At 70.3% G+C, this 19,796-nt stretch carries 20 protein-coding genes; 9 read left to right on the forward strand and 11 right to left on the reverse strand.

Annotated elements, in window-relative coordinates; all coding sequences use genetic code 11:
- Window positions 1-33: 33 nt before the first annotated feature.
- On the reverse strand, window positions 34-735 hold the full coding sequence (locus tag M1105_RS08365) for a response regulator (RefSeq protein ID WP_406600611.1): 702 nt from the start codon (window positions 733-735) through the stop codon (window positions 34-36).
- Window positions 736-740: 5 nt separating this feature from the next.
- A complete protein-coding gene (locus M1105_RS08370; RefSeq protein WP_249579891.1) occupies window positions 741-1,292 on the reverse strand; it encodes a MarR family winged helix-turn-helix transcriptional regulator in 552 nt (183 codons plus the stop codon).
- A 164-nt stretch (window positions 1,293-1,456) separates the two neighbouring features.
- Between M1105_RS08370 and M1105_RS08375 the strand changes: the two genes are divergently transcribed.
- Window positions 1,457-2,338: a branched-chain amino acid aminotransferase gene (locus M1105_RS08375; protein WP_249579892.1), complete on the forward strand. Its 882-nt coding sequence runs from the start codon at window positions 1,457-1,459 to the stop codon at window positions 2,336-2,338.
- Window positions 2,339-2,632: 294 nt separating this feature from the next.
- On the forward strand, window positions 2,633-5,023 hold the full coding sequence (locus tag M1105_RS08380; protein ID WP_249579893.1) for a hypothetical protein: 2,391 nt from the start codon (window positions 2,633-2,635) through the stop codon (window positions 5,021-5,023).
- 7 nt (window positions 5,024-5,030) lie between these two features.
- Here M1105_RS08380 and M1105_RS08385 read toward each other — a convergent pair whose 3' ends face one another.
- Window positions 5,031-6,002 carry a D-2-hydroxyacid dehydrogenase family protein gene (locus M1105_RS08385; RefSeq protein WP_249579894.1) on the reverse strand — a complete coding sequence of 324 codons (972 nt, stop codon included), beginning with the start codon at window positions 6,000-6,002 and terminating at the stop codon, window positions 5,031-5,033.
- A gap of 130 nt (window positions 6,003-6,132) precedes the next feature.
- Complete coding sequence (locus M1105_RS08390; RefSeq protein ID WP_249579895.1) at window positions 6,133-6,789, reverse strand: GNAT family N-acetyltransferase; 657 nt, start codon at window positions 6,787-6,789, stop codon at window positions 6,133-6,135.
- A gap of 329 nt (window positions 6,790-7,118) precedes the next feature.
- On the opposite strand from M1105_RS08390, the gene rsfS reads away from it, so the two are divergent.
- The 7 genes from rsfS to M1105_RS08425 all read left to right on the forward strand — a co-directional run bounded on the left by rsfS (window position 7,119) and on the right by M1105_RS08425 (window position 13,283).
- On the forward strand, window positions 7,119-7,523 hold the full coding sequence (gene rsfS, locus M1105_RS08395) for a ribosome silencing factor (RefSeq protein WP_249579896.1): 405 nt from the start codon (window positions 7,119-7,121) through the stop codon (window positions 7,521-7,523).
- A gap of 10 nt (window positions 7,524-7,533) precedes the next feature.
- On the forward strand, window positions 7,534-8,004 hold the full coding sequence (rlmH, locus tag M1105_RS08400) for a 23S rRNA (pseudouridine(1915)-N(3))-methyltransferase RlmH (protein ID WP_249579897.1): 471 nt from the start codon (window positions 7,534-7,536) through the stop codon (window positions 8,002-8,004).
- A gap of 3 nt (window positions 8,005-8,007) precedes the next feature.
- A complete protein-coding gene (locus M1105_RS08405) occupies window positions 8,008-8,646 on the forward strand; it encodes a 2-hydroxychromene-2-carboxylate isomerase (protein WP_249579898.1) in 639 nt (212 codons plus the stop codon).
- A 37-nt stretch (window positions 8,647-8,683) separates the two neighbouring features.
- Entirely contained in the window at window positions 8,684-10,222 is a 1,539-nt protein-coding gene (gene gpmI, locus M1105_RS08410) for a 2,3-bisphosphoglycerate-independent phosphoglycerate mutase (RefSeq protein WP_249579899.1), read from the forward strand.
- On the forward strand, window positions 10,219-11,400 hold the full coding sequence (locus M1105_RS20825) for a murein hydrolase activator EnvC family protein (protein ID WP_249579900.1): 1,182 nt from the start codon (window positions 10,219-10,221) through the stop codon (window positions 11,398-11,400). The genes gpmI and M1105_RS20825 overlap by 4 nt, the downstream gene beginning before the upstream one ends.
- A gap of 3 nt (window positions 11,401-11,403) precedes the next feature.
- On the forward strand, window positions 11,404-12,720 hold the full coding sequence (locus M1105_RS08420) for a S41 family peptidase (RefSeq protein WP_249579901.1): 1,317 nt from the start codon (window positions 11,404-11,406) through the stop codon (window positions 12,718-12,720).
- 65 nt (window positions 12,721-12,785) lie between these two features.
- Entirely contained in the window at window positions 12,786-13,283 is a 498-nt protein-coding gene (locus M1105_RS08425) for an RNA pyrophosphohydrolase (RefSeq protein ID WP_249579902.1), read from the forward strand.
- A gap of 25 nt (window positions 13,284-13,308) precedes the next feature.
- Here M1105_RS08425 and M1105_RS08430 read toward each other — a convergent pair whose 3' ends face one another.
- From M1105_RS08430 to M1105_RS08460, 7 genes are all read right to left on the reverse strand, one after another.
- On the reverse strand, window positions 13,309-13,815 hold the full coding sequence (locus M1105_RS08430; protein WP_249579903.1) for a hypothetical protein: 507 nt from the start codon (window positions 13,813-13,815) through the stop codon (window positions 13,309-13,311).
- Window positions 13,816-13,977: 162 nt separating this feature from the next.
- The gene (gene atpC / locus M1105_RS08435; protein WP_249579904.1) at window positions 13,978-14,376 is read right to left on the reverse strand and encodes an ATP synthase F1 subunit epsilon; all 399 of its coding nucleotides are present in this window, start codon (window positions 14,374-14,376) and stop codon (window positions 13,978-13,980) included.
- Window positions 14,377-14,490: 114 nt separating this feature from the next.
- Window positions 14,491-15,912 carry a F0F1 ATP synthase subunit beta gene (atpD, locus tag M1105_RS08440; protein WP_249579905.1) on the reverse strand — a complete coding sequence of 474 codons (1,422 nt, stop codon included), beginning with the start codon at window positions 15,910-15,912 and terminating at the stop codon, window positions 14,491-14,493.
- Window positions 15,913-15,931: 19 nt separating this feature from the next.
- Entirely contained in the window at window positions 15,932-16,807 is an 876-nt protein-coding gene (locus M1105_RS08445; protein ID WP_249579906.1) for a F0F1 ATP synthase subunit gamma, read from the reverse strand.
- A gap of 30 nt (window positions 16,808-16,837) precedes the next feature.
- Window positions 16,838-18,376, reverse strand: a complete 1,539-nt coding sequence (atpA, locus tag M1105_RS08450) for a F0F1 ATP synthase subunit alpha (protein ID WP_249579907.1) — start codon at window positions 18,374-18,376, stop codon at window positions 16,838-16,840.
- On the reverse strand, window positions 18,376-18,936 hold the full coding sequence (locus M1105_RS08455) for a F0F1 ATP synthase subunit delta (protein ID WP_249579908.1): 561 nt from the start codon (window positions 18,934-18,936) through the stop codon (window positions 18,376-18,378). Before M1105_RS08455 ends, atpA begins: the two co-directional genes overlap by 1 nt.
- Before the next feature lie 279 nt (window positions 18,937-19,215).
- Window positions 19,216-19,695, reverse strand: a complete 480-nt coding sequence (locus M1105_RS08460; RefSeq protein ID WP_249579909.1) for a DUF1203 domain-containing protein — start codon at window positions 19,693-19,695, stop codon at window positions 19,216-19,218.
- Window positions 19,696-19,796 lie beyond the last annotated feature (101 nt).

Below are 19,796 nucleotides of genomic sequence, written 5' to 3' on the forward strand. Positions count from 1 at the left end.
GGCAGCGCGCTGGTGCGGCCGCCGACCGGAAGGTCAGTCGGGCGTCAGCATGTAGCCCGCGCCCCGCACGGTCTGCAGGTAGCGCGGGGCCTTGGGGTCCGCCTCGATCTTGCGGCGCAGGCGGGTAATCTGCACGTCGACCGCGCGTTCCTGCACGTCGTTGTTCTGTCCGCCCAGTTCGGCCGCGAGGCGCGCGCGCGTCACGGGCTCGTTCGGCTGGCGGGCGAAGACGCGCATCAGCGCCTGCTCGGTCGTCGTCAGCCGCACCAGTTGCTCGCCGCTGGTCAGCTCGCCGCGCAGGATGTCATAGCGCAGCGGCCCCAGCGCGAGGACGCGCGGCGGAGCCTCGGCCTCGGGCTGCGGCACGGCGCGGCGCAGGATCGCGGCGATCCTGAGCAGCAGCTCGCGCGGCTCGAAGGGCTTGGCGAGATAGTCGTCCGCGCCCGCCTCGAGCCCCTCGATCCGCTCGCCCGTCTCGGCGCGCGCGGTCAGCATCAGCACGGGCGCATTGATGCGCTCGCGCATCCGGCGCAGGAAGCTCACGCCGTCCTCGCCCGGCATCATGACGTCGATCACCAAAAGATCGAAGGCGAGGTTCACGAGGATCCGCTCGGCATGCGCCGCGTCGCGCGCCGAGGTCACGAGATAGCCGTTGCGCATCAGGAAGCGCTTGAGCAGGTCGCGGATGCGCTGATCGTCGTCGATCACCAGGATGTGCGGGGGCTGCTCGGGGATCTCGATCATCTCCCCTCCCTCCCCACCAGCGAGAGCACGGCGTCGCGGCCGTGCTCGTCGATCATCCGCTCGAGCACCTTGCGGAAGCCCGCCACGGCGTCGGGCCCCGCCTCGGAGAACGCCCGGCGCAGCCGCTCGCGCTGCGGCGCCGACAGCGAGCGTTCGAGCTCGTCGCCCGCCGCCGTCAGGTTCAGGTGCCGCTGGCGGCGGTCGGCCTCGCCGGTGGTCTGGCTGACCAGGCCGTCTTCGACCAGCTGCCGCAGAACCCGGTTCAGCGACTGCTTGGTGACACCGAGAATGTCGAGCAGCCCCGCCACGGTGATGCCGGGGCGGCGCTTGATGAAGTGGATCGCGCGGTGATGCGCCCTGCCGTAGCCCCGTTCGGCCAGCACGGCGTCCGGGTCCGACGTGAAGTCGCGATACGCGAAGAACAGCAGCTCGATGCCCTGCCGCAACTGCTCGTCGGTCAGGAAGAGAAGCTGCTCCGGACGACTCGGTGTCTGGCCGGCACTGCCGGGCACGCCGCGCAGACCCGGAATCCCCCTATCCCGGCTCATCACCACTTGCCTCACGATTTACGTCAGCCTTATTGACTGATTGATAGCGCGATGTTACGCACGCCGCAAGATGCGCGAGCATATTCTGCTCGATTGACGTCTTCATGCGAAAGAATCGTTCCCGTGGCAACCCCACGGGTGGAGATCCCTAGGAGAATCCCACTATGGCGACTGCGAGTGCCTATGACGACCGCGACGGGTTCATCTGGATGGATGGCAACCTGATCGAGTGGCGCTCGGCCAAGGTGCACGTGCTCACCCATGCGATGCATTACGCCTCGGCGGTATTCGAGGGCGAGCGCGCCTATGGCGGGCGCATCTTCAAGTCCGAGGCTCACTCGCAGCGGTTGCTCGACAGCGGCACGGCGGTCGACATGCCGATCCCCTGGACGGTCGAGCAGATCGAGAAGGCCAAGGCCGACACGATGCGCGCGAACGGGCTCAGCGACGCCTATGTCCGCGTCCTGGCCTGGCGCGGCTCGGGCCTCGACATGGGGGTGTCGGCTGCGCGCAACCCGGTGCGGATGGCGGTCGTCACCTGGGAGTGGGGCGCCTATTATGGCGACGCGAAGATGAAGGGCGCGAAGCTCGACATATCGAAGTGGAAGCGCCCCTCGCCCGAGACGATCCCGAGCCATGCCAAGGCCGCAGGGCTCTACATGATCTGCACCATGTCGAAGCACGCGGCCGAGGCGAAGGGCTGCTCGGACGCGCTGATGATGGACTATCGCGGGTATGTTGCCGAGGCGACCGGCGCGAATGTCTTCTTCGTCAAGGACGGCAAGGTGCACACGCCGATGCCCGACTGCTTCCTCAACGGCATCACCCGCCAGACCGTCATCGGAATGATGAAGGACAAGGGCATCGAGGTGATCGAGCGCCACATCATGCCCGAGGAACTCGAGGGCTTCGAGCAGTGCTGGCTCACCGGCACCGCCGCCGAGGTCACCCCGGTGGGCGAGATCGGCCCCTACCGCTTCGAGGTAGGCGCGCTGACGCGCGACATCGCGCTGAGCTACGAGCAGCTCGTGCGCGGCAACCACTGAGGCGCGGCCGGCGATGCGCGCGCAGCGCATCGCCGCCCGGTCCTTGCCGGCCTGCCGCGCCCCGACCCGCCCGCTCCGCCGCAGTTGGCCGCCTTCGCGGGAGCGCGGATCGGTTCCACCACCCGTCGCACCGCCCCCCGGCGCCGGGCGCATTCGGGAACGGCGGCGGCGGCCGCGCGTTTCGGTGTCGCGCAGGGGGCGCTGGCTGCGCGCGCTGCCGGGGGCATTGCCGCCATCTCGGCGCAGCGCGGACACTCTCGGGCGCAGTGACAACCTGCCCGCCGGGGTCCGCTCATGGTGCCGATCAGCCCGCTCGCCACGCTTGCCGCTGTCGCGGCCGGCATCCTCGCCGCCCTTGAATGGCTTGGCGTCCCCGCCCTCAGGGCGATAGCGACCCACTGGTTCCTGTTCCTGCCCGGGCTCGTCGTCGTAATGGGCATGGCGGGGGTGATCGGGCGGGGCTTCGGCCTGCACAACATCTCCCACGAGGACCCCGAGCTTGCAGCCCGCTACGGCGCCGGGCATGGCTGGGGCATCCATCGCAACAGCCCCGCCATCTTCGGGCAGGCGGCGCTCGCGGCGTCGCTTGTGCATGTCTGGGGCTTCGCCTTCACGCTGGGGATCGACGGCGTGCCGGACCGAACTCTGGCGGCCGCGGCGCCCGAGATCGGCACGGCGGTAGCGCTCTCGGCCCTGCTGGGGCTGGTCTGCGGCGCGGTGCCGGTCAACCGCGCGGTCACCGGCCCGCGCCAGCCGGGCGAGGGCTGGCGCAGCCTGCTGGGCGCGGGGCTCGGGGTCGTCGCGGCCTGGGGGATGCTGTGGCTCGCGATCCGCATCGAGCCGCTGGCCGGCGCACTGCTCGGCCCTTGGGCGGACGGGGACACCGTGGCGCTGGGCATTCCCGGGGTCCTGATCTGCGCGGCACTGCTGGGCTATCCCAAGCTTCTGCCGGCGATCGCGCTCTCGGCGCTGGGCACGCTTCTGCTGCTGGGGTATGCGGCGGTCTCGATGCTGCCCGACTCGTGGCAGTTCGGGGCGCTGCTGGCGCTAGGGGGCTGGCTGGTGCTCGCGAATGGCGTCATCGACCGGCTGCGCCATGGCGAGGCGCGGCTGAAGTTCGAGGTCCCCGGCATCGTCGATCCCGGCGGCCAGAGCCATTACCTGCCGGGCCGCCAGCTCGACCTGCGCGCGCTCTATCCCGATTCGGCCGAGGCGACGGACATCGCCCGCTTTCGGGCCGACCAGCGCGCGCGGGCACCCGAGACGCAGACTGACCCCGACGAAGCCTTCGCGGCGAAACCCGGACGCGTGGCCCCGCTCGCCGCCCTCGCCGCATGGCGCGCACGCACGGCGCCCCCGCCGCTCCAGCCGCCTGAGCGGATCGACGGGACGGCGCTGACCGAGGCAGGCCTCGACGCGGGGGTCGTGGGCGAGGCCCTCGCGCGTGCGCGAGCTTTCGGGTCCGCGTCGGCGCAGGACGCCGAGGACCAAAGCCGGCGCCCGAGGCCCAAGCTGGTGCTGATCACGACCTCGGGCGGGGCCTACCGGGCCTCGTTCTGGACCGGCATCGTGCTCGACGCGCTGAGCACGCTCGAACGGACCGGCGCGCAGCCGGGCTTCGCCGCAAACGTGCGGCTGATCACCGGGGCCTCGGGCGGCATGGTGGGCGGGGCCTATTTCGCAGCGATGGCCGGCCCCGGCAGCGGTGCGCAGGGCTCGGTCTGCGCCCGGATCGAGTCCGACATCCTTGCGGTGCAGGACGCATCGGGCCCCTTCGCCGGGCGCTATCCCCATCCCACGCGCTTTCCAATCCCGCGCGACAGTCTGTCGGCCGTGGCGCAGCGGCTGGTACAGCGCGACCTGCCGGGCCTTCTGCGCCCGGGCGTGTCGCGCATCGACCGGGGCACGGTGCTCGAAGACCAATGGGCGACGCTCGACTGTTCCTTCGCGGACCTCCGCCAGGGCGAGGCGGATGGCTGGCGGCCGTCGCTGATCCTCTCGCCCATGCTGGCCGAGACGGGGCAGCCGCTCCTGATCTCGAACCTCGACATGGACCTCGTGCGCCGCGACGCATATGGCGAGACCGTGCAGTTCTTCGACTGGTTCCCGGCCGCGCAGGCGACGTTCCGGGTCAAGACGGCGGTGCGGCTCAACGCGGCCTTCCCCTACATCGCCCCCGCCGCCGCCCTGCCGACGCGGCCCTACCGTCGGGTGGTGGATGCCGGCTACTACGACAATTACGGCGTCGACCTCGCGGCGACCTATCTGGCACGCCCCGAGATCCGCGACTGGGTGCTGGACAACACCTCGGGTGTCATCGTGATCCAGCTGCGCGCCTTCCCCTTCACCCTGCCGCTGACCGCACAGGCGGGCGCGGTGGGCCGGGCGCTGCAATGGCTGACGACGCCCGTCGAGGCGATGCTGGCCGCGCGCGGCTCGACCATGACCTTCCGCAACCGCCAGAGCCTGAGGCAGGTCCGGCTCGATTACCGCGACCGCGCCTGGCCCGACCGGCCCGCCTTCGCGCGCCCGGATTTCGTCGAGAGCCTGAGCTTCGAGGTGGATTCGCAGACCAGCCTCAACTGGTACCTGCCCGGCCGCGAGGTCGCGGAGATGCGCCGCGCCTTCCGCGCCGAGGCGATGCAGAAGATCGTGGCCGCCCTCGTCGAGGCATGGTGGCGCTAGCGCGCCATCAGACCTTGAGCACCCGGATCGGCGCGCCCGACATCCATGCCGCGATCGCCTCGACCGTCTGGCGGTAGAAGATCTCCCAGGTCTGGCGGCTGACATAGCCGACATGGGGCGTAAGCAGCAGGCGGCCTTCTGCGATCAGCTGGGGGTCGCGGATCGGGTCGTCCCGCGGCACGGGCTCGGTGTCGTAGACATCGATCGCCGCCCCGCCCAGCCGCCCGGCCCGCATTGCGTCGAGGACTGCGTGCGCGTCCGCGATCGGCCCGCGCGAGGTGTTCACGAGGAACGCGTCCGGCTTCATCCAGCCAAGCTCGGTCGCCCCGATCAGCCCGCGCGAGCGTTCGGACAGCACGAGGTGGATCGAGACGACGTCCGACGCTTCCAGCAGCGCCCGCAGGCTCGGCGCCCGCTCGACGCCCAGTTCGGCGCAGCGTGCCTCGGTCAGGTTCTGCGACCAGGCCGCGATATCCATCCCGAAGGGCCGCGCGAGGGCCGCCACCTGCGCGCCCAGGCGGCCGAGCCCGACCAGCCCCAGCCGAAGCCCCGCCAGATCGCGGCCAAGCCCCGCCTGCCAGCCCCCCGCCGCCATCGCGTTCGCCTCGCGGACCAGCCCGCGGGACAGCGCGAGGATCAGCAGCATCGCCATCTCGGCCGTGGTTGTGCCGCGGCTCTCGGTGCCGCAGACGGTGATGCCCCGTTCGGCCGCCGCGGCGAGGTCGATCGAGAGGTTCCGCGCCCCGGTGGTCACGATCAGCCGCAGGTTGGGCAGCGAGCGGATCAGGCTGCCCGGCAGGGGTGTGCGCTCGCGCATCACCGCAAGCACCTCGAAGGGCGCGAGCCGCTCGACCAGCGCCCGATGGTCCGTGAGAGTGTCGCGAAAGACCGTGATCCCAGCCCCGCTGGCCTCGAGCACCGACCAGTCGGCGCTTTCCAGCGCGACGCCCTGATAGTCGTCCAGCACTGCGATCTTCATGGCGACCCCTCTCCGCTCCAGCCTTCGCCGTCGAGATATGCCCCGATCGGCGCCCGCTGGCCAGCGGATCGAGACCCTCGGGCCGGCCATCGCCGCGCCACGCGGCGGACGGCCGCGCCGGGGCCGGGGGTCAGCGGCCCCCGGCGGGCACGGCGGCTCCGTTCCACCCGGACCCGAGCCGGAACAGCCGGCGCAGGCAGGCGCGCCCATTCAGGGCCGCCTCCTCGACCAGCGTCAGGGTGGTCGGCCAGGGCGCGCGGATCCGGCCCGCGACCTCGCCCTCGCCAAGGCTCAGGGTCGCGCCGAACTTCGCCGCGAGCTTCTGCATCCGGCGGTTTCCGACCATGCACGCCATGTGGACCGAGCCGACGCACCGGTTGCGCGCCAGCACCAGCGCCTTGCGCATCAGCATCACGCCGAGGCCGCGGCCCTGGAACGCGCGCTCGATGCTCATCGCGAGGTCGGCCTCGCCGGTATGGGGATCGGGATGCACCATCAGCTCGACCGCGCCGCGCAGGGTGCCGTCGACCTCGCAGCCCAGGATCCGGGTCCGCGCCCAGTCGATCATGGCGCAATGGCGCCGGATCGCGGCATCGTTCAGGTCGCCGCAGAAGCGCATCCGGCGGTCATGCCCGGCGAGCCGAAGGAAATGCGCCTCGAGCGCGGCGAGATCGTCGGGGCCCAGCGTGCGGATGTCAGCCCGCGGTGGGGGAAGAATCTGCGTCGTCGGGGCGGGAGGCACAAGCGAGGCGTGCCAGCCCTTCGGACCGATGGCGGTGGAACACATGGAAGACCTCCGTCGCGGTTCGCGTCACGTCCATCTTCCTCCCGGCGCAGGGGTCTCGGCGCCCCTCGTTTTGCACTGCACAACGCAGGTGGGGCGGCAGCCGGCACAGGTCAAGGAGCGCGTGGCGCGCGACTGCGACGCGGCGATGCAGGGCTGCAACGGTCACGAGACCGCCCCCCGTTCTGGCCGCGCCACGGCGATTCGGGCTGCGCCCTTGTTGCGTCGCGGCGGAACCGCTATGTTCAGGGCAGTTGCAGGGTCGTGAAACGGTGGCCATCCCGGCCCCGGCGCCTCTCCGACGGAGGGTAGTTCTGACTGCTGAAATCTCCATGAGTGCCGCTGGCACTCGTCCTTCCGCCCCCGCCATCGGCGGCATTGCGGACGCAACCGGGAGCGACGCTCTCCTCTCCCTCATCGTCACATCGCTCGACCAGGACAGCGCCGAGGAGATCGTCACGATCGACCTCAGCGGCAAGTCGTCGATCGCCGACCACATGGTCGTGTGCTCGGGCCGCTCGTCGCGCCACGTCGCCGCGCTGGCCGAGAAGCTGATCGAGCGTCTCAAGGCCGAGGCCGGCATCGTTGCGCGGGTCGAGGGCAAGGAGGCCGCCGACTGGGTGCTGATCGACGCGGGCGACGTGATCGTCCATGTCTTCCGGCCCGAGGTGCGCAGCTTCTACCAGCTCGAGAAGATGTGGCAGACCGAGCCCGACAGGACGGCGCGCCGCATCTGATGCCACGCCGATGCGCATGACCATCGCCGCGGTCGGGCGGATGCGCGCGGGCCCGGAGGCGGAGCTTGTGCGCGATTATCTGGCGCGCGCCACCCAGGCGGGCCGCGGGCTGGCGCTGGGTCCCTTCGACGTCATCGAGATCGACGAGCGCAAGGCGCGCGAGCGCGCGGCGCAATCGGCGCGCCTGATCGAAGCCGCGCCGACCGGGGCGCATGTGATTGCGCTCGACGAGCGCGGGAGCACGATGTCGAGCCCCGATCTCGCCGCCCTGCTCGCCCGCCTGCGCGATGCGGGAACTGCCGGCTGCAGCTTCTTGATCGGCGGCGCGGACGGGCATGACGAGGCCCTGCGCCGCCGCGCCGACCGGCTCATCAGTTTCGGGCCGATGGTCTGGCCGCATATGCTGGCGCGGGCGATGCTGGCGGAACAGCTCTACCGCGCGGTGTCGATCCTCGGCTCCGGCCCCTATCACCGCGAGTGATGCATGAACGAGCTGCGCTTCTGGTTCGATCCAGCCTCGACCTATTCCTGGCTCAGCGTGCTGCGGATCGACGCGGCCGCGCGCGACGCGGGGGTGCGGGTCCGCTGGCAGCCCTTCCTCCTCGGCCCGATCTTCCGGGCGAAGGGCTGGGAGACCTCGCCCTTCAACCTCGACCCCGCCAAGGGCGCACATATGTGGCGCGACCTCGAGCGCCGCGCGGCGGGTCTGGGCCACCCGGTGCGTCGGCCCGACGCCTTCCCGGCCAACAGCCTGCGCGCGGCGCGAGTGATGACCGCAGCGATCGACCAGCCGTGGCTTCCGGCCTTTGCCCGCGCGGTGATGACCGCTCAGTTCGCGCGCGGCGCGAACATCGCCGAGGATGCGACGCTGGAAGCCGCGCTGCGCGAGGCGGCTGCCGGGCCGGAATGGCTGGCCCGCGCCGAGGCGCCCGCCGTCAAGGACGCCCTGCGCGCCGCGACCGGGGAGGCTGCGGCCGTGGGCATCTTCGGCGCGCCGAGCTTCACCGTCGGACGCGAGCTCTTCTGGGGCGACGATCGGCTCGACGAGGCGCTGGCCTGGGCCCGGGGACGCCATCCGCTGCAGGCGGATGCGCGCCTTGCCCCCGAGGGGCCGAACGACTAGACCGCTGGAAACGGAACCCGAGCAGGAAGGGCGGCACATGGCGACACGACCCGTGGTCCTATGCATCCTCGACGGCTGGGGCCTCGGCGAGCGGCGCGACGCCAATGCGCCGGTTCTCGCCGATACGCCGAACTTCGACCGCATCTGGCAAGACTGCCCGCACACCACCCTCTCGGCCTCGGGCGAGGATGTGGGGCTGCCCGCCGGCCAGATGGGCAATTCCGAGGTGGGCCACACCAACATCGGCGCTGGCCGCGTCGTCTGGATGGACCTGCCCCGGATCGACAAGGCGATCGAGGATGGCAGCTTTGCCCTCAATCCCGCCTTCGACCGCTTCGCCGACACCCTGCAGGCCACGGGCGGCACCGCACATGTGATCGGGCTGATGAGTCCCGGCGGCGTGCATTCCCACCAGCACCATTTCGCCCGCACGGCGCGCCAGCTTGCCCGGCGTGGCCTGCGGGTGCGGCTCCACCTGTTCCTCGATGGCCGCGACGTGCCGCCGAAATCCGCGCTGCCGCAGCTCGCCGCCTTCGAGGAGGAACTGGGCGACGCCGCCGAGATCGCCACCGTGACCGGACGCTTTCACGCGATGGACCGCGACAGGCGCTGGGAGCGCGTCGAGGCCGCGTGGCGCGTCATCGTCCGGGCCGAGGGCCACCGTGCCGCCAGCGCGCGCGAGGCGATCGAGGCCGCCTACACACGCGGCGAGACCGACGAGTTCGTCGAGCCCACCGCGATCGGCGCCTATCCCGGCATCGCGGCGGATGGCGACGGCCTCGTCTGCGTCAACTTCCGCGCCGACCGGGCGCGCGAGATCCTGATGGCGCTGCTCGACCCCGCCTTCGACGGCTTTGCCCGCGCGCCGCAGCCGCGCTTTGCCGCGGCGCTGGGGATGGTCGAGTATTCGGACCGGCTGAACGGGCTGATGGACACCCTTTTCCCGTCCGAGCGGATCGCGAACACACTGGGCGAGTGGGTGGCGGCGCATGGCCTGCGGCAGTTCCGGCTGGCCGAGACCGAGAAGTATCCGCATGTCACCTTCTTCCTGAATGGCGGCATCGAGGTGCCCGCAGCGGGCGAGGACCGCTTCATGGCCCCCTCGCCGCGCGTCCGGACCTACGACCTTGCCCCCGAGATGGCGGCGGCCGAGGTGACCGGACAGCTGTGCGAGGCCATACGGGCGCGCTATGACCTCATCGTCGTGAATTACGCGAACCCCGACATGGTGGGCCACACCGGCAGCCTCGAGGCCGCGATCCGGGCCTGCGAGGCGGTCGACCGGGGGCTAGGCGCCGCGCTCGCCGCGCTGCGCGAGACCGGCGGGGCGATGCTGGTCACCGCCGACCATGGCAATTGCGAGGTGATGGTCGATCCCGAAACCGGCGGGCCGCACACCGCGCACACGACCAACCCGGTCCCTCTGATCCTGGTCGAGCCCGAGCGCGCTGCCGGGCATGGCCTCGCGACCGGCGGGCGGCTTGCCGATCTGGCGCCGACGCTGCTCGGGCTCATGGGCCTGCCGCAGCCGCCGGAGATGACCGGCCGCTCGCTGCTGACGGAGCCCGGCGCGTGAGCCGGGCGGGCGCGGCATCGGCACTCGCGCTCGCCCTGACGCTCGCGCTCGGCGCGCCCTTCCCCGCCGCTGCATCCGACCCTGCTTCAGTCATCGAGGACGCAAGGGCAGACCTCACCCGCGCGGGGCGCGCGCTCGAGCGCGCCTCGACCCCGCCCGAGAAGCTCGAGGCGCTCGGCCGCGCCGCCGCGGCGGCGGAAACTGCCCTTGGGGCCTACCGGCTCCTGCTGCGCGCGCTCGCGGCCGAGGAGGCGTCGCTCGCCGCTGCAATGGCCGGCGACCGCGAGAGCGCGGCACGGCTCGTCTCGGCCCTCGACAGCCTCTCGCGCGCGCCGCGCTCGGCGCTGCTCGCCTATCCCGGCGGCCCCATCGAGGCGATCCGCGCGGCGAGCCTGATGGCCGCGATCGCGCCGGAACTCGACCGCCGGCGCATCGATCTCGCGCTGCGGCTCGACCGGCTCGCCGAGCTTCGCCTGCGCGAGGAGGCGGCGCGGGCCGAGGCGGAGACCCTGCTGGCCGAACTCCAGCACCTCCGGGCCGAGGCCTACCGGGCTGTGCGCGAGCATCACGGCCGCGCGCCCGCCGACCGCGCGCTGGCGGCACAGGCCGCGGCGGCGTCGGCCCGGGCGCGCGACCTCGCCGGCCTCGCCGATGCTCTCGCCGGCCGGGGCGCGACGGCGACGACGGCAGGGACGACAACCTCCGCACGTGGCGCCGCCGCCGGTTTTGGCGAACCGCCCACCCCTCTGCCGTTGCCCGTCGCGGGTCGGATGACCGCGGGATTCCGCGACCCCGACCCCTGGGGGCGGCGCGGCGCCGGCCTGACCCTGAGCGCCCCGCCCTGGGCCGAGGTCCGCGCGCCCGTGAACGCGACGCTGCGCTATGCCGGGCCGCTCACCGACTATGGGCAGGTTGCGATCCTCGAACCGCGGCCCGGCTGGCTGATCGTGCTGGCGGGCCTCGGACGGATCACGAGGGCGCCCGGCGAGACGGTTCTCGCCGGCGAGGCACTGGGCGATCTGGGCGGCCTTCTGCCCGAGAACGAGGAATTTTTACTTGAAGCGACCGGTAAGGATGGTGAGATCCTAGACCGGAAGCTTTATATCGAGGTGAGGCGCGATGGACAGCCCATCGACCCCGAGCCTTGGTTCGGCAATGGCGGCAAGCGAGGCCCTTAGTTCATGCGCAAGACCATTCTGGCCCTGATGGCGGGCGTCGCTCTCGGTGTCTCGGCTCCGCACTTCGCATCCCTGACCCACGCGCAGGAAAACAGTGCCCGCACGACATACGAGTATCTTGACCTGTTCGGGGACATCTTCCAGCGCGTCCGGACCTCCTACGTCGAGGAGGTCAACGAGAAGAAGCTGATCGAGGCGGCGATCAACGGGATGCTCGCCTCGCTCGATCCGCACTCGACCTACCTGCCGCCCGCGAACTTCGAGGACATGCGCGAACAGACGCGCGGCGAGTTCGGCGGGCTCGGCATCGAGGTCACGATGGAGAACGGCTTCGTAAAGGTCGTGGCCCCCATCGACGACACGCCGGCCGCGCGCGCCGGCATCGAGTCGGGCGACTTCATCACCCATATCGACGGGGAATCGGTGCTCGGCCTCACCCTCTCGGACGCGGTCGACAAGATGCGCGGGCCGGTGGGGTCGGAGATCACCGTCACGATCGGGCGCGAGGGCGCCGAGGAGCCCTTCGACGTCACGATCGTGCGCGACACCATCAAGATCCGCGCGGTGCGCGCGCGCGCCGAAGGCAATATCGGCGTCATCCGCATCACCACGTTCAACGAGCAGACGACCGAGAACCTGCGCGAGGGCATCGAGCAGGTGACGGCAGAGATCGGCGCCGACAAGGTCGCGGGCTTCATCATCGACCTTCGCAACAACCCGGGCGGCCTGCTGACGCAGGCGATCGAGGTTTCGGACGCCTTCCTCGACAAGGGCGAGATCGTCTCGACCCGCGGCCGCGACCTCGAGCAGGCCGAGCGCGTGAACGCGCAGCCGGGCGACCTCGCGGGCGGCAAGCCGCTGGTGGTGCTGATCAACGAGGGCTCCGCCTCGGCGTCCGAGATCGTTGCGGGCGCGCTGCAGGATCAGCGCCGCGCGATCATCGTGGGCGCCAAGAGCTTCGGCAAGGGCTCGGTCCAGACCATCATGCGGCTGGGCGACAAGGGGGCCGTCAAGCTCACCACGGCGCGCTATTTCACGCCCTCGGGGCGGTCGATCCAGGCGCTTGGCATCGAGCCGGACATCCTCGTCGAGGAGCGCAAGATCGCCAGTGCCGACGAGGAACAGCCGCGCCAGCTCCGCTCGGAGGCCGAGCTCCGCGGCAGCCTCTCGAACGAGCTGTCCGAGGACGAGAAGAAGCTGCTCGAGGACGAGCGCGCGCGTCATGAAGCGACGGCGAAGCTGCGCGCGGACGACTTCCAGCTCGCCTATGCCATTGACCTGCTGAACGGGCTTGCGATCTACGACCGCGGCCAGAACTGAACGGTCTTGAGCCTCCCCGCGTCCTCCGGCTGGCCGCCGGGGGGCACGGAGCCCGGATGTCCGAGATGACTTACTCCGCTCCGCCGACCGACATCGCGCGCCTTCCCTACCGGCCATGCGTTGGGCTGGTGCTCCTCAATTCTTCCGGGCACATCTTCGCCGGGCAGCGGATCGATTCGACCTACGATGCCTGGCAGATGCCGCAGGGCGGGATCGACCAGGGCGAGACGCCGCTCGAGGCCGCCCTACGCGAGCTGCGCGAGGAGACGGGGATCGACCCTTCGAGTGTCAGGGTGCTGCGGGAGAGCAGCCGGTGGCTCACCTACGATCTCCCGGCGCATCTGGTGGGACGTCTCTGGGGCGGACGCTTCCGCGGCCAGAGCCAGCGCTGGTTCGCGATGCGCTTCAAGGGCGACGACAGCGAGATCGACATCGAGACCCATGAGCCCGAGTTCAACCGGTGGGCCTGGATGAACCCGGCCGACCTGATTCACCGCATCGTGCCGTTCAAGCGTGACACCTATTCGGCGGTCTTCGCCGAGTTTGCCGATCTGCTGGCCTAGCCGCCGCGGTGCTGCGCGTGCGCGGTCAGATGATGTTGTACGTGTCCCCCGGCGTCCGTGTGCGGCGGATGTCGTCGCCGGAGCTCCCGGACGCCCCCTCGGGAACGAAGACGAACTCCGTTCCGAAGCGATAGACGGTGGCGCAGCCGCTCTCCCCCCCGCCCCAGTCCATTTCCCACTGGCGGCAGATCGACGCGCCCGAGGGGCCGCCACCGCGGATGCTCCACTGGCCGCGATTGCGCTCAACGGCGCCATCCTTGGTCCTCGACTGTCCGACCAGTTCGCCATTGCGGCCGACATACACGTGCCACAGACGCTCGGCGCCGACGTGGCTCAGGGTCGAATCGGTCAGGTAGATCTCGATCTCCGCGGCGGTGAGCGGCAGCGTCCCCCGGTCCACCACATCGCCTGACGTCACGACCTTCTCATCGTCGGGCGTCAGGTCGGCGGACGCGCAGGCGGCGAGCAGCGCTGCCGTCAGGATGACCGCGCCAGTCCGATGTGTCCCCGTCACCATGACGCCACCATGCATTTACTTCGCCCGGCACGGACATATTCCGATCCCACGCCGGAAGCGCAAGCGTTCTGCGTTCCATGGCACCGCAACAGGCGCCGCGGAGAGCCCCGAACGCGAAGCAGCGCGCCGGACCACGCCGGCGCGCCGCATCGTTGGGATTCATGGCTCGCGCGCGCGTCAGGCGCCGAGTCGCTCTGCGATCGACCTGATGTCGTTGAGCCGGAGCGCCTCGAGCTGCGCCCGCTCGGCCGGAGCCTCTGCCGCCGCCGCCGCAAATGCCTCGATCTTCTCGTCGAGCCAGGACCTGGTCACCCTCTCGGCCTCGACCGCTTCCTCGGCCAGCACCGAGACGGCGTCGGGCGAGATTTCGGCAAAACCGCCGGTCACGAAGTAGCTTTCCTCGCCCGCGCTGCCACGGACCGTAACGAAGCCCGGCCGCAGTGTTGTCAGGAACGGCGCGTGGTTGGGCATCGCCGTCATGTCGCCGGCCATACCGGGAACAGTCACTGACTCCGCCTCGGCCGAGGCGAGCTTGCGCTCGGGGCTCACCAGCTCGAATTTCATCATCTCTGCCATCTGGTCACTCCCCCTCGACGGGGCTCCGGTCTCTGTGCCGCGCCCGTCACCCCGGCCCGCGGCCATGGCTGCCGGCCCGAACCTGACGGCCGGGCCGCACCGGTCATGGCCTCATCAGGCCGCTGCGGCCATCTTCTCGGCCTTGGCGATCACGTCGTCGATGTCGCCGACCATGTAAAAGGCGGCTTCCGGCAGATGGTCGAACTCGCCCGCCACGACGCGCTTGAAGCTGTCGATGGTCTTCTCGAGCGGCACCTGCACGCCGGGGAAGCCGGTGAAGACCTGGGCGACGTCGAAGGGCTGGCTAAGGAAGCGCTGGATCTTGCGCGCGCGCGCGACCGTCAGCTTGTCTTCCTCCGAGAGCTCGTCCATGCCGAGGATCGCGATGATGTCCTGGAGCGCCTTGTAGCGCTGCAGGATGCCCTGCACGTCACGCGCGACCTGGTAGTGCTCGTCGCCGATCACCGCGGGGTCGAGCAGGCGCGAGGTCGAGTCGAGCGGGTCCACGGCCGGGTAGATGCCAAGCTCGGCGATCTGGCGCGAAAGCACCGTGGTCGCATCGAGATGGGCGAAGGAGGTCGCCGGTGCCGGGTCGGTGAGGTCGTCGGCCGGCACGTAGATCGCCTGCACCGAGGTGATCGAGCCCTGCTTGGTCGAGGTGATGCGCTCCTGCAGCGCGCCCATGTCGGTGGCCAGCGTCGGCTGGTAGCCCACCGCCGAGGGAATGCGGCCAAGAAGCGCCGACACCTCGGAGCCTGCCTGGGTGAAGCGGAAGATGTTGTCCACGAAGAACAGCACGTCCGTGCCCGACTGGTCGCGGAACTGCTCGGCCAGCGTAAGACCCGTGAGCGCGACGCGGGCGCGCGCGCCCGGCGGCTCGTTCATCTGGCCGTAGACCAGCGCCACCTGGCTGTCGCCGAGATTGTCGGGCTTGATGACGCCCGACTCGATCATCTCGTGATAGAGGTCGTTGCCCTCGCGGGTGCGCTCGCCGACGCCCGCAAACACCGAGAAGCCCGAGTGCACCTTGGCGATGTTGTTGATCAGTTCCATGATCAGCACGGTCTTGCCAACTCCCGCGCCGCCGAACAGGCCGATCTTGCCGCCCTTGGCGTAGGGCGCCAGCAGGTCCACGACCTTGATGCCGGTGACCAGGATCTCCGACTCGGTCGACTGGGCGACGAACTCGGGCGCCGGCTGGTGGATCGGGCGCGTCTCGGTCGCGTCGACCGGGCCCTTCTCGTCCACCGGCTCGCCGACCACGTTGAGGATCCGTCCCAGCGTCGCGTTGCCCACCGGCACCGCGATCGGCGCGCCGGTGTCGGTCACCTTCTGGCCGCGGACCAGACCCTCGGTCGCGTCCATGGCAATGGTGCGCACCGTGTTCTCGCCGAGATGCTGCGCCACCTCGAGCACGAGGCGGTTGCCGTTGTTCTCGGTCTCGAGCGCGTTGAGGATTGCGGGCAGGTGGTCGTCGAACTGGACGTCGACGACGGCGCCGATCACCTGCGTTACCTTACCGACAGCCTTGGCCATTCGTCGTCTCCCGTGGTCGTCAGAGCGCCTCGGCGCCCGAGATGATCTCGATCAGTTCCTTGGTGATCGCGGCCTGGCGCGAGCGGTTGTAGACGATCGTCAGACGGTCGATCATCTCGCCCGCGTTCCGGGTCGCGTTGTCCATCGCGGTCATGCGAGCACCCTGCTCGGAGGCCGCGTTCTCGAGGAGCGCGCGGAAGATCTGCACCGCGAGGTTGCGGGGCAGCAGATCCGCGAGGATCGCGTCCTCGTCCGGCTCGTATTCGTAGCCCGTGCCCGTGTCCGCGCCCTCGGCCTCGTCGAAGGTCGCGGGGATGACCTGCCGGGCCGTCGGCACCTGGCTGATCACCGACTGGAAGCGGTTGAAATAGACGGTCGCGACGTCGAACTCGCCCGCGTCGAAGCGGTGCAGCACGTCCTGCGCGATCGACTGCGCGTTGGCGTAGCCCACGCGCTTGACGTCCGAGAGGTCGACATGGCCGACGAACAGGTCGGCATAGCCGCGCTTGAGCTGCTCGCGCCCCTTCTTGCCGACGGTGAGGATCTTGACCGTCCGGCCCTCGGCCCGCAGGCGCTCGATGTCAAGGCGCGCCTGCTTGACGATCTGGCTGTTGAAGCCGCCGCAGAGGCCGCGCTCGGAGGTCGCCACGATCAGCAGATGCGTGTCGCTGCGGCCGGTTCCCGTCAGCAGGCGAGGCGCGGTCGGGCTGTCCTTCGACGCGCGGGCAAGGTTCGCGAGAACCGCGTCCATGCGCTCGGCGAAGGGACGCGCGGCCTCCGCCGCCTCCTGCGCGCGGCGCAGTTTGGCGGCGGCGACCATCTGCATCGCCTTGGTGATCTTCCGGGTCGACTTGACCGAGTTGATCCGGTTCTTCAGGTCCTTGAGGCTCGGCATCTGCCCAAGTCTCCTCCAGCCGCGGCAGGGTTACGCGAAGGTCTTCTTCACGCTCTCGATCACCGCCTTGATCTGCTTCGCCAGATCGCCCTCGACCTTGCGGTCGTTGTCGCGGATGTCGTCGAGCAGGGCACGATGGTTCGTGCGCAGCTCGTTGAGCAGCGCCTTCTCGAAGCGGCCCACCTCCGACACCTTCATGTCGTCGAGATAGCCCTGCGTGCCCGCGTAGATCACGCAGACCTGCTCGGCGTTCGTCAGCGGCGAGTACTGCGGCTGCTTGAGCAACTCGGTCAGGCGCGCGCCGCGGTTCAGAAGCTTCTGCGTCGCCGCGTCGAGGTCCGAGCCGAACTGCGCGAAGGCCGCCATCTCGCGGTACTGCGCCAGCTCGAGCTTGATCGAGCCCGCGACCGACTTCATCGCCTTGGTCTGCGCGGCCGAACCCACGCGGCTGACCGACAGGCCCACGTTGATGGCCGGGCGGATGCCCTGGTAGAACAGCTCGGTCTCGAGGAAGATCTGCCCGTCGGTGATCGAGATCACGTTGGTTGGGATGTAGGCCGAGACGTCGCCCGCCTGCGTCTCGATGACCGGCAGCGCGGTGATCGAGCCCGCCCCGTGGTCGTCGTTGAGCTTGGCCGCGCGCTCCAGCAGCCGCGAATGCAGGTAGAACACGTCGCCCGGATAGGCCTCGCGCCCCGGCGGGCGGCGCAGCAGCAGCGACATCTGGCGGTAGGCGACGGCCTGCTTCGACAGGTCATCGTAGATGATCAGCGCATGCATGCCATTGTCGCGGAAGTATTCCGCCATCGCGCAGGCCGAGTAGGGCGCCAGATACTGCATCGGCGCCGGCTCAGACGCGGTCGCGGCCACGACGATCGAATACTCGATCGCGCCGGTCTCCTCGAGCTTCTTCACGAGCTGGGCGACGGTCGAGCGCTTCTGGCCGATCGCGACGTAGACGCAGTAGAGCTTCTTCGACTCGTCCTTGCCGGCGGCCTCGTTGTAGCTCTTCTGGTTGAGGATCGCGTCGAGCGCCACGGCCGTCTTGCCGGTCTGGCGGTCGCCGATGATCAGCTCGCGCTGGCCGCGGCCGATCGGCACGAGGCTGTCCACCGACTTGAGACCCGTGGCCATCGGCTCGTGCACCGAGCGGCGGGGGATGATGCCCGGCGCCTTGACGTCGGCGATCCGCCGCTCGGCCGCCTCGATCGGGCCCTTGCCGTCGATCGGGTTGCCGAGACCGTCGACCACGCGACCCAGCAGACCCTTGCCGGCAGGCACGTCGACGATCGCACCGGTGCGCTTGACGGTGTCGCCTTCCTTGATGTCCTGGTCGGTGCCGAAGATCACGACGCCGACATTGTCGGTCTCGAGGTTCAGCGCCATGCCGCGGATGCCGCCGGGGAACTCGACCATCTCGCCGGCCTTGACCTGGTCGAGACCGTAGACGCGCGCGATGCCGTCACCGACCGACAGCACGCGGCCGATTTCGGAGACCTGCGCCTCCTGGCCGAAGTTCTTGATCTGCTCCTTGAGGATAGCAGAGATCTCAGCTGCCTGGATGCCCATCACCCGACCTCTTTCATGACATTCTGCAGGGAAGCGAGCTTCGAGCGGATCGACGTGTCGATCATCTTCGAGCCCACCTTCACGATAAGACCGCCGATGAGATCCTCATCGACCTTGACGTTCAGCTTGACCTCGCGGCCGGTCGCACCCTTCAGCGTCTCCGCGAGGTTCGCGAGCTGCGCGTCCGACAGCGCGCGTGCCGCCGTGACCTCGGCGGTCAGCTCGCCGCGATGCTCGGCCATCAGCGCGCGGAAGGTCGCGATCAGCTGCGGCAGGACGAACAGGCGGCGCTTCGAGGCCATCAGGCCGATCAGGTTGGCGGTGAGACCCGACAGGTCCAGCGCCTTGCCGACCGCGGCCATGGCGCGGCTCTGGTCGTCGCGGGCGTAGATCGGGCTCGCGATAAGCGAGCGCAGGTCCTCGCTCGCCTCGAGTGCCTCGCCGAGCCGCGCGATGTCCGCCTCGGCCGCCTCGAGCGCCCCGCTCTCCTGCGCCAGCTCGAACAGCGCGGTCGCGTAGCGCCCGGCGATGCTGGCGGAAAGGGAGGATGTTTCCGACACGGTCTGCCTTCCCGGTTGCGCCCGGCGCGGCGCCGGGACGCGCCTGCCGGACAAATCGATCATTGCACCGGGACGCGCCGGAACCGGCCCCCGGAGATGCGCCCGTCAGCTAGCACAGGGGTGGTGCGCATGCAACATCGCGCCGTGCCGGGCTGCGCGGGTTATTCAGGGGATTCGGATCTTTGTGAAGGGGGCACGGTCGGGCACGGGAACGGGCACATCGTCGCAGCGCCCGCCACGACGTGCGCCGGCCGGCGCGCGCGGGATGGCCGCAGCGAGTCAGGCGGCCCCGGCCCGGTCGATGCGGCACTGGAAGCAGCCGTTCCGCGCCGAGCGCACATGCACGAAGGTGATCGCCCCATCGTCCAGCAGGGCCGCCGCGCGCTCCGCGAGGGTAGCGGCGGGGACGACCGCGCCAGTGCCGTAGACGATGCGTTCGGCCGCGTCGTAGCCGCGCAGCATGTAGTCGGGGCTCGAGGTCAGGATCGGCGGCAGACCCTCGCCCTGCCAGGGCGCGCAGGGCTCGGCGCAGAGGAAGACCGGTCCGGTCTCGGCATAGGGCTGCCGGGCGCCGAAGGGCGAATGCGCGAGGATCAGCATCCCGGCGCCTTCGGGGATCATGCTCAGGCAATGCCGGCAGGGCGCCCCGGCACCGTCCGAGACGGCGCGCTCGGGCCGGTTGCCATGGGCGTCGAGGCCGCCCGCCTGCAAGGCGCGGACCAGCGCCGTGGGAATCGGGGTCACGCGAATCTCGGTCATCGTCGGGCTCCTGTGCCGGGTGTGCGGCCGAAGATGCCGGCGCGGCGCCGGCAAGCCCACCCGGTTCTTGCGGCGCGGCGCAGGTTGGCCCCGCGCGGCGC

The sequence above is a fragment of the Thermohalobaculum sediminis genome, from assembly GCF_023487995.1.
GTDB classification, from domain to species: Bacteria; Pseudomonadota; Alphaproteobacteria; order Rhodobacterales; family Rhodobacteraceae; genus Thermohalobaculum; species Thermohalobaculum sediminis.

Excerpts from the sequence above, each read along its gene's own strand:
- M1105_RS08370 (WP_249579891.1), bottom strand. The coding sequence starts at position 1,292 with ATGAGCCGGGATAGGGGGATTCCGGGTCTGCGCGGCGTGCCCGGCAGT.
- M1105_RS08375 (WP_249579892.1), top strand. The coding sequence starts at position 1,457 with ATGGCGACTGCGAGTGCCTATGACGACCGCGACGGGTTCATCTGGATG.
- M1105_RS08380 (WP_249579893.1), top strand. The coding sequence starts at position 2,633 with ATGGTGCCGATCAGCCCGCTCGCCACGCTTGCCGCTGTCGCGGCCGGC.
- M1105_RS08385 (WP_249579894.1), bottom strand. The coding sequence starts at position 6,002 with ATGAAGATCGCAGTGCTGGACGACTATCAGGGCGTCGCGCTGGAAAGC.
- M1105_RS08390 (WP_249579895.1), bottom strand. The coding sequence starts at position 6,789 with ATGTGTTCCACCGCCATCGGTCCGAAGGGCTGGCACGCCTCGCTTGTG.
- rsfS (WP_249579896.1), top strand. The coding sequence starts at position 7,119 with ATGAGTGCCGCTGGCACTCGTCCTTCCGCCCCCGCCATCGGCGGCATT.
- rlmH (WP_249579897.1), top strand. The coding sequence starts at position 7,534 with ATGCGCATGACCATCGCCGCGGTCGGGCGGATGCGCGCGGGCCCGGAG.
- M1105_RS08405 (WP_249579898.1), top strand. The coding sequence starts at position 8,008 with ATGAACGAGCTGCGCTTCTGGTTCGATCCAGCCTCGACCTATTCCTGG.
- gpmI (WP_249579899.1), top strand. The coding sequence starts at position 8,684 with ATGGCGACACGACCCGTGGTCCTATGCATCCTCGACGGCTGGGGCCTC.
- M1105_RS08420 (WP_249579901.1), top strand. The coding sequence starts at position 11,404 with ATGCGCAAGACCATTCTGGCCCTGATGGCGGGCGTCGCTCTCGGTGTC.
- M1105_RS08425 (WP_249579902.1), top strand. The coding sequence starts at position 12,786 with ATGACTTACTCCGCTCCGCCGACCGACATCGCGCGCCTTCCCTACCGG.
- M1105_RS08430 (WP_249579903.1), bottom strand. The coding sequence starts at position 13,815 with ATGCATGGTGGCGTCATGGTGACGGGGACACATCGGACTGGCGCGGTC.
- atpC (WP_249579904.1), bottom strand. The coding sequence starts at position 14,376 with ATGGCAGAGATGATGAAATTCGAGCTGGTGAGCCCCGAGCGCAAGCTC.
- atpD (WP_249579905.1), bottom strand. The coding sequence starts at position 15,912 with ATGGCCAAGGCTGTCGGTAAGGTAACGCAGGTGATCGGCGCCGTCGTC.
- M1105_RS08445 (WP_249579906.1), bottom strand. The coding sequence starts at position 16,807 with ATGCCGAGCCTCAAGGACCTGAAGAACCGGATCAACTCGGTCAAGTCG.
- atpA (WP_249579907.1), bottom strand. The coding sequence starts at position 18,376 with ATGGGCATCCAGGCAGCTGAGATCTCTGCTATCCTCAAGGAGCAGATC.
- M1105_RS08460 (WP_249579909.1), bottom strand. The coding sequence starts at position 19,695 with ATGACCGAGATTCGCGTGACCCCGATTCCCACGGCGCTGGTCCGCGCC.